General features: G+C 69.2%; 12 protein-coding genes. 3 read left to right on the top strand and 9 right to left on the bottom strand.

Annotated features, from left to right (window positions below; all coding sequences use genetic code 11):
- Positions 1 to 117: 117 nt before the first annotated feature.
- The 7 genes from ACFSOX_RS19745 to mnmE form a co-directional block, all read right to left on the bottom strand.
- Positions 118 to 312, bottom strand: coding sequence for a hypothetical protein (locus tag ACFSOX_RS19745; protein ID WP_378479535.1), 195 nt, complete (start codon positions 310 to 312; stop codon positions 118 to 120).
- Between the two features lie 211 nt (positions 313 to 523).
- Positions 524 to 2053 (bottom strand): caspase family protein, encoded by a 1530-nt coding sequence (locus ACFSOX_RS19740; protein ID WP_378479534.1) that lies wholly within the window; start codon positions 2051 to 2053, stop codon positions 524 to 526.
- A 240-nt stretch (positions 2054 to 2293) separates the two neighbouring features.
- Complete coding sequence (locus ACFSOX_RS19735) at positions 2294 to 3220, bottom strand: ParB/RepB/Spo0J family partition protein (RefSeq protein WP_378479533.1); 927 nt, start codon at positions 3218 to 3220, stop codon at positions 2294 to 2296.
- A 55-nt stretch (positions 3221 to 3275) separates the two neighbouring features.
- Positions 3276 to 4136, bottom strand: a complete 861-nt coding sequence (locus ACFSOX_RS19730; RefSeq protein ID WP_378479532.1) for a ParA family protein — start codon at positions 4134 to 4136, stop codon at positions 3276 to 3278.
- 78 nt (positions 4137 to 4214) lie between these two features.
- Positions 4215 to 4880, bottom strand: a complete 666-nt coding sequence (gene rsmG / locus ACFSOX_RS19725; RefSeq protein WP_378479562.1) for a 16S rRNA (guanine(527)-N(7))-methyltransferase RsmG — start codon at positions 4878 to 4880, stop codon at positions 4215 to 4217.
- Positions 4881 to 5178: 298 nt separating this feature from the next.
- Positions 5179 to 7056, bottom strand: coding sequence for a tRNA uridine-5-carboxymethylaminomethyl(34) synthesis enzyme MnmG (mnmG, locus tag ACFSOX_RS19720; RefSeq protein WP_378479531.1), 1878 nt, complete (start codon positions 7054 to 7056; stop codon positions 5179 to 5181).
- A gap of 84 nt (positions 7057 to 7140) precedes the next feature.
- Positions 7141 to 8478: a tRNA uridine-5-carboxymethylaminomethyl(34) synthesis GTPase MnmE gene (gene mnmE, locus ACFSOX_RS19715; protein WP_378479530.1), complete on the bottom strand. Its 1338-nt coding sequence runs from the start codon at positions 8476 to 8478 to the stop codon at positions 7141 to 7143.
- 67 nt (positions 8479 to 8545) lie between these two features.
- On the opposite strand from mnmE, the gene ACFSOX_RS19710 reads away from it, so the two are divergent.
- From ACFSOX_RS19710 to ACFSOX_RS19700, 3 genes are all read left to right on the top strand, one after another.
- Positions 8546 to 8905: an antitoxin MazE-like protein gene (locus ACFSOX_RS19710; RefSeq protein WP_378479529.1), complete on the top strand. Its 360-nt coding sequence runs from the start codon at positions 8546 to 8548 to the stop codon at positions 8903 to 8905.
- Positions 8878 to 9231 (top strand): type II toxin-antitoxin system PemK/MazF family toxin, encoded by a 354-nt coding sequence (locus ACFSOX_RS19705; protein WP_378479528.1) that lies wholly within the window; start codon positions 8878 to 8880, stop codon positions 9229 to 9231. Before ACFSOX_RS19710 ends, ACFSOX_RS19705 begins: the two co-directional genes overlap by 28 nt.
- An 88-nt stretch (positions 9232 to 9319) precedes the next feature.
- Entirely contained in the window at positions 9320 to 11449 is a 2130-nt protein-coding gene (locus ACFSOX_RS19700; RefSeq protein WP_378479527.1) for a thioredoxin domain-containing protein, read from the top strand.
- A gap of 21 nt (positions 11450 to 11470) precedes the next feature.
- Here the strand turns inward: ACFSOX_RS19700 and ACFSOX_RS19695 are convergent, their stop codons facing one another.
- Together ACFSOX_RS19695 and rho are read right to left on the bottom strand one after the other, a co-directional pair.
- Complete coding sequence (locus tag ACFSOX_RS19695) at positions 11471 to 11971, bottom strand: GNAT family N-acetyltransferase (RefSeq protein ID WP_378479526.1); 501 nt, start codon at positions 11969 to 11971, stop codon at positions 11471 to 11473.
- A gap of 4 nt (positions 11972 to 11975) precedes the next feature.
- A complete protein-coding gene (gene rho / locus ACFSOX_RS19690; protein ID WP_378479525.1) occupies positions 11976 to 13241 on the bottom strand; it encodes a transcription termination factor Rho in 1266 nt (421 codons plus the stop codon).
- Positions 13242 to 13387: the final 146 nt, after the last annotated feature.

Below are 13387 nucleotides of genomic sequence, written 5' to 3'. Positions count from 1 at the left end.
ATCACGTCTCCCCGCGCGCCGGGGACGGGAGAGCGGCACTGTCGTGCGGAACCGTCGGCGGGATGTCGCGCCTCGGTGTCGGTGCACCGCGATACCGACGCTGTGGCGACACACGCGTCAGCCGGCTTCCGACCGGCGGATCGCGTCGTCGCACTGATCGATGTCGCGGACGTGGATGTCGAGCGTGCCGGTCTCGCCGTCGTGGTCGATCGCGACGGCAAGGCCGAGCGTGTCGGAGCTGTGCTTCTCCAGCCCGCGGGTTCCGGTGTCCTTCGGCGTCGTCGGCGCCGGGGCGTCGGGCTCGCCGACCATCGGCGCGGCGTGTCCCGTCGTCAACGCGTAGGGCTGGCAGAGGCGAAGGGCACAAGCGCCGCGCCCACGCCGAATCGAAGACGGCGGGCACTCGGAGCTTCGCCGACGTCACCCCATCGTCGTATTCCGGCGGATCGGAGACGCCCGCGGGCCGACGCGAGCGCGGTCGGTGGATCGCGTCGCGATCCGGTCGAGGCACGACCATTCTCTTCTAACGTCCCCTCGCCAGCGGGCCGAGGCACTCCATGCCACGCAGGGCATCGTCGCGCTGCGCCGCCTTGCGGGCATAGTCCCGGGCCGTGCCGAAATCGTTCAGCTGAACGTGGGCTCGACAGAGCCCGTCGTAGGGAGCCGCATAGCTGCGGTCGAGTGCGACTGCGCGATCGTACCAGACGATCGCGTCACGCGGGCGCTGAACGAGCAGCAGGGCATCGCCGAGCGCGTTCGCGTTGGTCTTCGAGGTCGGGTCCAGCTCGGCCGCCGCGCGGAAGTCCTCGATGGCGCGATCGAGGATGTCGGCCGGGACCGACATCCCCGCCAAGCGTCGCGCCTTGTAGACGGCCACGATGGCATTGCCGCGATGGCGACGCACCGGAGCGTACTGAGGCTCGGTCAGGATCGCGCGGTCGTACAGACGAAAGGCCTCTCCGTACAGCCGCAGCGCCGCCGCGACGGCGGCATCGCGCTCGGCCGGAACGCGCTTGCGGCGGGCCATGTCGACCTGGTCGTTGGCCTGCATGAAGGCCGTGTAGCCGCGATAGCTGAACGGCAGCGGCGAGGCCGGATCGACGCGCGCCGCATCGGCCAGCACCTGCTCGGCGAGCCCGTAGTTCTTCACCGCGAGAGCCTTGTAGGCCGTCTGAATCAGATCGAGGGACGCGCCCGCCGAGACTTGAGCGACCGGGACCGGCACGGACGTCACCGGGTTCTGCGAGATGGCAGACGGGGTCGGCGACGGCGGCGCGATGATGGCCGGGGCGACGAAGGAGAATCGCCCTTCGATCGGTGACGCGGCCATCCAGGGCTGCTGACGCTCGCGGGTCACCCGCATCACCGCGAGCCCGACATCGTTGAGGAGCTCGAACAGGCCGAGCCCCGGCCGGATCATGTGCTCACGCAGCGCGGACGTGTACGGGCTGTTGCCGCCCGGCGCGCCGTCGCTCGCGACATTGCCGGGCTGGGTGGCGAAGCCGATGATGGTTCCGCGCGGGGCCCGCATCTGGGCGAGACCACGCTCGCCGCCTTTCGCCCCGCGGGCGAAGGGATTGGTCCGGCAGGCGTCGAGCAGCACCATCTTGAACTGCGCGCGCGACGCTTCGAGCTGGCCCATCACGAGATCGATGCTGAGCATCGTCAAGCCGACATCGGCCTCGGTCACGGCGGTGGCGTCGGTCGGAATCAGATAGTTCGTCCCGCCGATCTGCAGGCCATGGCCGGAATAGAAGACGAGCGCGACGTCGGCGTCCCGGGCCGCGACACCGAATTCTCGCGTGGCGCGCTCCATCTGGCTCTTGTCGAGATCGAGCAGGGCACGTCCGCCGACGAGGTCGAAGCCCGCACGACGGAGGATTCCGGCGATGTCGATCGCGTCCTTGTGGGGATTCTCGAGGCTCGCTTCGTACTTGTACTTGGCATTCCCGATCACCAGGGCGACGCGCCGCTGAGCGAGCCCCGAGACGGTCGAGCCGACCAGGATGGCCAACACGAGGATCAGACGAAATGCGGCTCGCCTCGGTCCCATCGCCCTGTCCTCCTTGAGCTGCCGGGCCAGCCGAGCCGGTCCGCCCTGCGCGGGGATAGCCTCGCGCCCGCGGCCGGCGTTTTGCCGCCCCGCCGCCGACGTGTGATGCCACAGTTTAGCCTTGATCGCGGTTGTGGCGATCAGAAATACGCGATTTGCGCGATCACATGTGATTTATCATGAGCGGCGCTTCGCCGGGCGGACGGGAGCCGCCTCGGCTTCGATCGCGCGCCCCGACCCTCAGCCGGCTTCGAGCCGGCGGGTCACGTCGTCGAGCTGATCGAGGTCGCGGTAGTGGATGTGCAGCGTGCCGGCCTCGCCCTTGTGGTCGATCGACACGGTGAGGCCGAGCGCGTCGGAGAGGCGCTTCTCCAACGCCCGCGTGTCGGCGTCCTTGGGCTTCGCCGGCGTCTTCGGCTTCGGCCCCGGGCGGGGCCCGCCGGTGTCCTTGCGGACCAGCGCCTCGACCTGGCGCACGTTGAGGCCCTGCGCGACGATCCGCTTCGCCAGCGCCTCGGCGTCCGGCTCGCCGACCAGCATCTTGGCGTGGCCGGCGGTGAGCTCGCCGGCCGAGACCAGCGCCTTGACGGACTCCGGCAGCTTCAGGAGTCGCAGCGTGTTGGCGACGTGGCTGCGGCTCTTGCCGACCGTCTTCGCCACGTCGTCCTGGACGTAGCCGTAGTTGTCGATCAGCGCCTGATAGCCGGCCGCCTCTTCCATCGGGTCGAGATCGGCGCGTTGCACGTTCTCGATGATGGCGAGCTCGAGCGCCTCGCCGTCGGTCACGTCGAGGACGACGACCGGTACCTCGTGCAGGGCGGCGCGCTGCGCGGCGCGCCAGCGGCGTTCGCCGGCGATGATCTCGTAGGCGTCGGCCGCGTCCTTCACGGCGCGCACGACGATCGGCTGGATCAGCCCGTGCGCCTTGATCGAGTCGGCGAGCTCGGCGAGCTCGGCCTCGGCGAAGCTGCGGCGCGGGTTTCTCGGGTTCGCCCGGATGAAGGCGATCGGCACCTTGCGGCCGGGGCGCGGCGGCTCGGCCGCGGCAGCCGGCGCGCCGGGACGGGCGCGGGCCGCGGCGGGACCGCCCGCCTGTGACGGCTCGACGTCGCCGATCAGCGCGGCGAGCCCGCGTCCCAGTCGCGATCGCGGGGCGTCTTCGGCCATTCTGGTCTCCCGGGGTACTCGATATACTTTGTATGTGAAATGACGAGACGGCGGCTCAGCCGGCGAGCGGGCGGACGAGCGCCTTCTCGCGCTGGATCACCTCGGTGGCGAGGCGCAGATAGGCCTCGCTGCCGGCGCATTTGAGATCGTAGACCAGGACCGGCTTGCCGTAGGACGGCGCCTCCGACACCCGCACGTTGCGCGGGATCACGGTGTCGTAGACCTTCTCGCCCATGAAGGCGCGCACGTCCTCGACCACCTGGCCGGAGAGATTGTTGCGGGCGTCGTACATGGTCAGCACGATGCCGTGGATGGTCAGCGCGGGGTTGAGGGCGGAGCGCACCTGCTCGACCGTCTTGAGGAGCTGCGACAGACCTTCGAGGGCGAAGAACTCGCACTGCAGCGGCACCAGGATCGCGTCCGCCGCCGCCATGGCGTTGATGGTGAGCAGGTTGAGCGAGGGCGGGCAGTCGACCAGCACATAGGTGTAGGGCGGCTCGGTCGGATCCGCGTTGAGGGCCGTGATCGCCTCGCGCAGCCGGAACGAGCGGTCGCGCTCCTGGCCGATCTCCAGCTCGAGGCCGGCGAGGTCGAGGGTCGAGGGCGCGATCGCGAGGCGCGGCACCGCGGTCGGCCGCACGATCTCGCGCAAGGTCGCGCCGCCGGCCAGCACGTCGTAGGTCGAGACCTCGCGGCTCTTGTGGTCGATGCCGAGCCCGGTCGAGGCGTTGCCCTGCGGATCGAGGTCGATGACCAGCACCTCCTCGCCCGTGGCGGCGAGGGCGGTGCCGAGATTGATGGCCGTGGTGGTCTTGCCGACCCCGCCCTTCTGGTTGGCGATGGCGAGCACACGCGGGCGCGGCGGCGGACCCGCATGCGGGATCGGCATCGCGTCGCCGGGACGTTGGTCGGACATGTCAGTGGCTTTCGGTTCGGACCGGTCGAGCGCCGGCACGGGCCGTGCGGCGGCAACGGGGCGGGTCCATCGGTCGGGTCATCGAGCGCGCTCGAGGCCGCGGACGACGACGATCCGACCCTCCGGGCTGGTCACGCTCGGAACGAGGTCGGCCGTGATCCTCCAAGATTTAGATGCCTGGGTCAATTCGGCCTCTACATCTTGACCCTTGGCGAGCAAGGCGCACCCTGTCTTGGTCAACAAAGGATAAACGTAGCCGAGCAAAACCGGAAGCGGCGCGAGCGCCCGCGCCGTGGTGATATCGGGGACGACCGGCTTTTTTCGATCGAAGTCCTCGATCCGTTCGGCGTGGACCGTGACCGGAAGTTCGAGATCCGCGGCGACGTCGCGCAGGAAGGCCGCCTTCTTCCGCGTCGCCTCGACCAGGTGAAAGGCAGCGCCCGCGCGATCCGCGAGGGCGCAGGCGAGCACCAGGCCGGGGAAGCCCCCGCCCGATCCGAGGTCGACGAAGATCCGGGCATCCGGTCGGATCAGGCGAAGAAGCTGCAGCGAGTCGGCGATGTGCCGGGTCCACAGGGTCGGGATCGTCGACGGCGCCATCAGGTTCATGATGGCCTGCCGGGCGAGCAGCAACTCGACGAAGCGATCGAGTCGCGCCGCTGTTTCACGTGAAACGGGCGTCAGCGCGAGAGCGGCGGCGCGATCGGCCGGGTCGATGGCCGGGAGCGTCTTGGCAGGTTTCATGGACCGTGCCCACGAGCTGCTTGCCGGGGCCGTCGCCCTTCGAGGCTCGACCTGCGGTCGAGCCCCTCGAAGTGACGGGAGAAAGCGGGCCCGCACCGGCGTCCCCACGGGCGCGGGCCTGACCGCTCATGGTGAGGCGCCCGCGCAGCGGACCTCGAACCACGAGGCCAGGGTCGACAGCCCCTCGGATGGGGAGCCGATCCAGCACAGACGACCCACGATGGCCTTATGGTTCGAGACGCGGTCTTCGGCCGCTCCTCACCACGAGGATTGATGGTGTGCTCGGCGGAAACGGGCATCACCCCTGCCCCGTCCCGGTCCGTCCGCGGCCGGGCCGCCGGAGATGGGCCGCGAGCAGCATCAGGGCCGCCGGCGTGACGCCGTCGATGCGGCCGGCCTGGCCGAGGGTCGCGGGACGTGCGGCCGAGAACTTCGTCCGGACCTCGTTCGAAAGCCCGGTCACGGCCGCGTAGTCGAGGTCGGGCGGGATCGAAACGCCCTCGTCACGCCGGAACGCTGCGATGTCGGCGGTCTGGCGATCGAGATAGACGGCATATTTGGCGTCGATCTCCAACTGCTCGCCGATCGCAGGAGCGAGCGCGGAAAGCGCGGGCCAGATCCGGGCGACGTCGGCGAGCCCGATCTCCGGGTAGGACAACAGATCGAAGGCGCTGCGGCGCTGACCGTCCTTGCGCAGGGCCAGACCGTGCCGCGCGGCCTCGGTCGGCGTGACCGACAGGGATCGCGCAAGGTCGCGCGCGGCGTCCAGCGCCGCCATCTTGGCGCGATGCCGGGCCGTGCGCTCGGGCCCGACGCATCCGAGCGCGATCCCGCGGTCGGTGAGGCGCTGGTCCGCATTGTCTGCCCGCAGCGTCAACCGGTACTCGGCCCGCGACGTGAACATCCGGTACGGCTCGGACACCCCGCGGGTGACCAGGTCGTCGATCATCACGCCGAGATAGCTCTCGGCACGGTCGAACACGATCGCGGCGCCACCGCCCGCCCGCGCCGCGGCGTTGAGCCCGGCGACGAGGCCCTGACCCGCCGCCTCCTCGTAACCCGTCGTACCGTTGATCTGCCCGGCGAGAAAAAGCCCGGCGAGGCGCTGGGTCTCCAGCGCCGGCGTCAGCTCGCGCGGGTCGACGTGGTCGTACTCGATCGCGTAGCCGGGCCGCGTGATGACGGCTCGCTCCAACCCGGGAATGGTCGCGACGAGCGCCGCCTGGATCTCCTCGGGCAGCGACGTGGAGATCCCGTTCGGATAGACCGTGTCGGTGTCGAGCCCCTCCGGCTCCAGGAAGATCTGGTGCCCGTCCCGTTCGCCGAACCGGACGATCTTGTCCTCGATCGACGGGCAGTAGCGCGGGCCACGGCTGGCGATCTGCCCGGAATACATCGGCGAGCGATGGACGTTGGCCCGGATCACCGCATGCGTCGCGTCCACGGTGCGGGTGATCCCGCATTCGATCTGGGGCGTGTCGATCCGGTCCGTGAGCACGGAGAACGGCTCCGCCGGATCGTCGCCGGGCTGGCGCTCCAACGCGGCCCAGTCGATCGTGCGGCCGTCGAGTCGCGGCGGCGTGCCGGTCTTGAGGCGCCCGAGCGTCAACCCGGCGCGTTCGAGCGCCCCGGACAGGCCGAGCGCCGGCGCCTCGCCGACGCGCCCTGCCGGAATGGTCCGTTCGCCGATATGAACGAGGCCGCGCAGGAACGTGCCGGTGGTCACGACCACGGCCCCGGCGCCGAATTCCCGCCCATCGGCCAGGCGGACCCCGATCACCCGGCCGTCGCGGACCAGGAGATCATCGGCCTCGCCCTCGATGACCGAGAGGTTTCTGGTCGCCCGGATCGCGACCTGCATGGCGGCCGCATAGAGCGCGCGGTCGGCCTGACAGCGCGGGCCGCGCACGGCCGGTCCCTTGCGGCGGTTCAGAACCCGGAACTGTATCCCGCCCTGGTCGGCGACACGACCCATCAGGCCGTCGAGCGCATCGACCTCACGGACCAGATGGCCCTTGCCGAGCCCGCCGATGGCCGGATTGCACGACATGGCCCCGATGGTCGCGAACCGATGGGTCACCAGCGCCGTGCGGGCGCCCATGCGGGCGGCGGCCGCGGCCGCCTCGCAGCCGGCATGTCCGCCTCCGATCACGATGACGTCGAAGCGTGTTTCCATGGTCGGGTCGGGGGTTGAGGGCGGTGTTTCACGTGAAACACGCGAAACCCGGCGGCTAAAATGCGGCGCCGTCCCGCGCATCTATCATTTGCCGATGCAGAAATCACGAAAGATGACGTCGAGGATGTCCTCGACGTCGACCCGACCGACCAGCCGCCCGAGCGACCGCGCCGCAAGGCGCAGATCCTCGGCCACCAGCTCGTCGCTGCCGGTTCGCTGCGCGAGCGCCCGGTCGAGCGCCGCGGCGGTCTCCTCCAAGGCCACCCGATGCCGAGCCCGGACGACCAAAGCCGGCTCGCCGACCCCGACTTGCGCTTCGGCCTCGGCTTGAAGGGCCGCCAGCAGCTCGGGAATCCCGTCGCCCGTAACCGCAGAGGTGAAGAACTGCCTCCCGGCGATCCTGGATTCGGCCGGCCCTCTTGCGCCGGCCAGATCGATCTTGGTCGATACCGTCCAGGCGCGATGCCGAATATCCTCGGGTGGGACTTCTGTACGATCCTGCGCGTCCTGCACCCACAGCACCAGATCGGCCCCGCCCGCCCGCTCACGCGCCCGCCGAACCCCCTCCTGCTCGACCGGATCGTCGGTGTCGCGCAGCCCTGCGGTGTCGAGCAGTGTCACGGGCTGCCCGCGGAGGTCGAGATGCACTTCGACGACATCCCGGGTCGTGCCCGGGATCGGCGACACGATCGCCGCTTCGCGGCGGACGATCCGGTTCAGCAGGCTCGACTTGCCCGCATTGGGCGGCCCCGCGATCGCGACGACGAATCCATCGCGCAACCGCTCGCCCCGCCCCCCGTCCTCCAGTGCGCGACGAATCTCGTCGCGCAACACCGTCACCTGCGCCAGCGCCGGCGCCAGCAGTCCGGCCGGCACATCCCCCTCGTCCGAAAAGTCGAGACCGGCCTCGACCAGGGCCTGTGCCTCGATCAGCCGGCGCCGCCATCCCTCCGCCCGGTCCCCGAGCAGACCTTTGAGGTGGCTCAGCGCCTGCCGGCGTTGCGCGTCGGTGTCGGCCGCGATCAGGTCGGCGAGCCCTTCGACCCGGGTCAAGTCGAGCTTGCCCTTGTGGAACGCCCGCCGCGTGAACTCGCCGGGCTCCGCCATACGGCAGCCCGGGACGGACGCGAGCGCCTTCAGCACGGCGGCGATCACGGCGCGGCCGCCATGGAGCTGGAATTCCGCCGTATCCTCGCCCGTCTCGCTGCCCGGTCCCGGAAACCACAGCACCACGGCCTGATCGATCGCCTCCCGGCTCGCCGGCTCCCGCACCGTGGCGAGCGTCGCATGCCGGGCCTTGGGCACCCGCCCGATCAGCGCCGCGAGCGCGTCGGCTGTCTGCGGCCCCGAGACCCGCACGACGGCGATCGCCGCCGGCGGCCGGCCCGAGGAGAGGGCGAAGACGGTGTCATGGCTCTGCATCCTTCGCTCGCCTTTTGCGTCCCTCGCCCCGTTCGGGTAAAGTTACATGTAACCGAGGAGTCCCGGCGTGCCCAGAACCCCGACGAAGCGCGACTCCGAGCTCCGCCGCAAGTCTGTTCGGACCGCCGAACCCGCCTCCGCGCCCGGCAACCCGCCGTCATCCCGCGAAAAGGTCGGAGCACACCGCCGCCGCATGCGTGCGAAGGGATACCGACTCGTCCAGCTTTGGGTTCCGGACACGCGCGCCGAGGTCTTCACGACCCGCGCCCGCGCCGAATCCGCCGCGCTCGCGGCCCATCCGACAGAAGCAGAGGACCAGGCCTTCGTCGACGCCGTGTCGTGGCTCGCGGACCCGGATTCCGACGACTGCGGAACCCCGACCGATCCCGAGGATGACTGGTGGCGCCGTCCCGAGACGGCCCGGTGAGGCGGGGCGACATCTGGACCGTCGCGGCCGGGACCGGTTACACCGGCAAGCCCCGACCCGCCATCATCGTCCAGAGCGACCGCTTCGACCGAACCGCATCCGTCACCATCTGTCCCCTCACGCGCTCGGACGCTCCCCTCACCTTTGTCCGCTTCAAAGTCGCCGCATCGGCTGACTCAGGCCTGCTCGTCGACTCCTGGGCCATGGTCGACAAGATCGTCACCGTGCCGACCACGAAGCTCGGATACCGGATCGGTCGTCTCGACCGCTCGAGCCTGGTCACCCTGAACCAGGCGCTCGCCACCTTCCTCGGTCTCGCCGACTGACCCTTATCGGTTCCTTTCCCCGCGGCACCGGCACCCCTCGCCGGCTCGGCGGTTCTTCGCCACTATGCCGAAAACCCCCGGAGCCCCGATGGACACCCCTGCCTCAGACCGCACCGCGCACGAAGCGCGTGAGAACCGCCTGGCCCACGAGACCAGCCCCTATCTGCTGCAGCACCGGCACAATCCGGTCGACTGGTGGCCGTGGGGTTCGGAGGCTCTTTCGGAGGCGAAGCGGACCGGCAAGCCGATCCTCCTCTCGGTCGGCTACGCGGCCTGCCACTGGTGCCACGTGATGGCGCACGAGAGCTTCGAGAACCCGGCGATCGCGGCGCTGATGAACGACCTGTTCGTGAACATCAAGGTCGACCGCGAGGAGCGACCCGACATCGACCAGATCTACATGGGTGCACTGCACCATCTCGGCGAGCAGGGCGGCTGGCCGCTGACCATGTTCCTCACCCCGGATGGCGAGCCGGTGTGGGGCGGCACCTACTTTCCCCCCGCCTCACGCTACGGGCGTCCCGGTTTTCCCGAAGTCTTGCAGGAAGTTGCACGGCTGTTTCGGGAGGAGCCGGAGCGCATCGACCACAATCGCAAGGCCCTGATGGGGCGCCTGGCGGCCCGCGCCCGCGCCGACGCCGCCGTGACGCTCGGGGTCGCGGAGCTCGACCAGGTCGCTCGCCAAGTCGCCGGGCTGATCGACATCGGCAATGGCGGTCTTCGCGGTGCACCAAAGTTCCCACAACCCGCCTTGCTCGAGCTGCTGTGGCGGGCCGGCCAGCGGGTCGACACCGGCGCAGACCTGCTGCACCGCACCAACGTCTATTTCGATCTGGTGAATCTGTCGCTGGAGCGGATGTGCGAGGGCGGCATCTACGACCATCTCGGCGGCGGCTTCTCGCGCTACTCGGTCGACGATCGGTGGCTGGTGCCGCATTTCGAGAAGATGCTCTACGACAACGCCCAGCTGCTCGAGCTGTTGGCGCTCGCCCATGCCCGTACCGGCCATCCCCTGTTCCGCCAACGGGCGGCCGAGACGGTCGGCTGGCTGGTGCGCGAGATGGCGACGCCGGAGGGCGCCTTCGCGGCCTCGCTCGACGCCGATTCCGAAGGCGAAGAGGGCAAGTTCTACGTCTGGCGACCGGACGAGATCGCGGCTGCGGTCGGCCGTGACGACGCCGAGCTGTTCGCTCGGATCTACGACGTCACCCCGGCCGGCAACTTCGAAGGGCACTCGATCCTGAACCGCCTCGCGCTGCTCGACGAGCACGCCCGCACCCGGACCGGACGGGACTTTGCCTTGCGTCCGTTGGATGGCGATCTCGAACGTCGCCTTTTTGCAATGCGTCAACGCGTCTTAAAAGCGCGTGAACGTCGCGTCCGGCCGGGTCTCGACGACAAGATCCTGGCCGACTGGAACGGCCTGATCATCGCGGCGCTCGCCAATGCCGGCGCGCTCCTGGACGAGCCGGGCTGGATCGCCCTCGCCCGCCGCGCCTTCGACGTCATCGCCGCGACGATGACCCGCGACGGTCGGCTCGGCCATTCCTGGCGTGACGGCCGCCTGCTCTTCCCCGGACTGGCCTCCGACCATGCCGCCATGATCCGCGCCGCCCTGGCCCTGCACGAGGCCACCGGCGAGCCGGATGTCCTCGACAAAGGCGTGACTTGGCAGTCCGCGCTGGAAAAACACCACGCCGATCCCGACACCGGCGGCTATTTCCTCACGGCAGACGATGCCGAGGGGCTGATCGTCCGACCGACGTCGACCCAGGACGACGCCATCCCGAACCACACCGGGCTTGCGGCTCAGAATCTCGTGCGCCTCGCGGTGCTGACCGGCGACGACTCCTTTCGGGAGCGGGCCGACCGGCTGTTCGCCGGACTCCTGCCCATCGCGGCCGCGAACCTGTTCGGCCATATGGGATTGCTGAACGCCCTCGACTTGCGTCTTCGCGCAGCAGAGATCGTGGTGGTCGGCCAAGCCCCGCACAATGCTGCCCTCATTGGTGCAGCGCAGCGCTTCCCGTTCACAGAGCGTATTCTCCTCCAAGCCGGTGACGGATCCCGTCTCAGGACAAATCATCCGGCAAGAGAGAAATTCGCCACGGTCGCCGGGGCTGCCGCTTTCGTGTGCTTCGCCGGCCGCTGCTCCCGTCCGGTGCTGACGCCCGAGGCCTTGCAGGGCGTTCTGGCGACCGCCCGGCCTCGCACCTGAGGTGACACGGCCCCGCCCCGCTCAGCCCGACCGGCCGGTCCGGCCGAGCACGCGTCGCAGCACCACGAGCCCGGGCCGCGACGGCGCTCCGCTTCGGTCCGGCACGAAGCCGGACAGAGCGTAGAGCTCGCGGGCGATGGTCATCGACTCGCCGACCTCCAGCACCATGGCGTGGTAGCCGGCGTCGGACGCCGCGTCCACCAAGCCGGCCACCAGCTCCTCGGCGATGCGCAGCCCGCGGAACGCCGGACGGACGAACAGCCGCGTCAGCTCGCAGACGCCGCTGCGTCGCCGACGATAGGCCGCGACCCCGACGGGATCCGGCCCGGCATGGGCGATCAGCACGCAGCCGTGCGGGCGGGCGTAGCGCCCGGGCAGCCGGGACGCTTCGCGCTCCATCGTCTCGGGGGACGAGGCGTCGCCCGACCAGGCGACGTAGTCGTGGAACAGGCGCTCCACCAGCGCTCGGTCCTCGGGCCAGCGCGCCTCGCCGATGGCCAGCCGCTGCGGAACCTCGCGCATCGCCTCAGGTGTTCATCGAGTCGAAGAACTCGCCGTTGGTCTTGGTGTTGCGCAGCTTGTCGAGCAGGAAGTCGATCGCGTCCATGGTGCCCATCGGATTGAGGATGCGGCGCAGGACGTAGATCTTCTTGAGCGTCTGGTTATCGGTGAGCAGCTCTTCCTTGCGGGTGCCCGAGCGCGTGATGTCGATGGCCGGGAAGGTGCGCTTGTCGGCGACCTTGCGGTCGAGAATGATCTCCGAGTTACCCGTGCCTTTGAACTCCTCGAAGATCACCTCGTCCATCCGGCTGCCGGTCTCGATCAGCGCGGTCGCGATGATGGTCAGCGAGCCGCCCTCCTCGATGTTGCGTGCCGCGCCGAAGAAGCGTTTCGGCCGCTGCAGAGCGTTGGCGTCGACACCGCCGGTCAGCACCTTGCCGGAGGACGGAACGACGGTGTTGTAGGCGCGGCCGAGGCGGGTGATCGAATCGAGCAGGATCACCACGTCGCGCTGATGCTCGACCAGACGCTTGGCCTTCTCGATCACCATCTCGGCGACCTGGACGTGACGCGAGGCCGGCTCGTCGAAGGTCGAGGAGATCACCTCGCCCTTCACCGAACGCTGCATGTCGGTCACTTCTTCCGGGCGCTCGTCGATCAGCAGAACGATCAGATAGCACTCGGGATGATTCGCCGTGATGGCGTGGGCGATGTTCTGCAGGAGCACCGTCTTGCCGGTGCGCGGCGGTGACACGATCAGGGCGCGCTGACCCTTGCCGATCGGCGCGACGATGTCGATGACGCGGGCCGACAGATCCTTCTTGGTCGGATCCTCGACCTCCATCTTCAGCCGCTCGTCCGGATAGAGCGGCGTCAGATTGTCGAAGTTGATCTTGTGCCGCGCCTTCTCCGGATCCTCGAAATTGATCGTGTTGACCTTGAGCAGCGCGAAGTAGCGTTCGCCTTCCTTCGGGCTCCTGATCTGACCTTCGATGGTGTCGCCGGTCCGCAGGCCGAACCGGCGGATCTGCGAGGGAGAGACGTAGATGTCGTCCGGGCCGGGAAGATAATTGGCCTCCGGGGAGCGCAGAAAGCCGAAGCCGTCCTGCAGCACCTCGACGACGCCTTCACCAATGATCTCGACGTCCTTCTGCGCGAGCTGCTTGAGGATGGCGAACATCAGCTCTTGCTTGCGCATGGTCGAGGCGTTCTCGACCTCGTGCTCGTCGGCGAACGCCAGCAATTCGGTCGGACTCTTCGACTTGAGATCCTGAAGCTTCATTTCCCGCATGCGGGTTGTCCTGTGGATCGGCGGGTCAATTCCGCTCGTCGCTGGAAGGGAGATGTCGCAGGTCTTTGGGCAGACGGGCTTAGGCCTCTGGGCCCCGATGCTGCGCTTCGGCCCCGGGGGGCCTTGATCGATTGCATCTGCCTGCG

Origin of the sequence: Rhodoplanes azumiensis (assembly GCF_042682915.1) — a bacterium.
Classification (GTDB): domain Bacteria; phylum Pseudomonadota; class Alphaproteobacteria; order Rhizobiales; family Xanthobacteraceae; genus Rhodoplanes; species Rhodoplanes azumiensis.
This window is presented reverse-complemented; position numbering and strand designations above follow the sequence as displayed.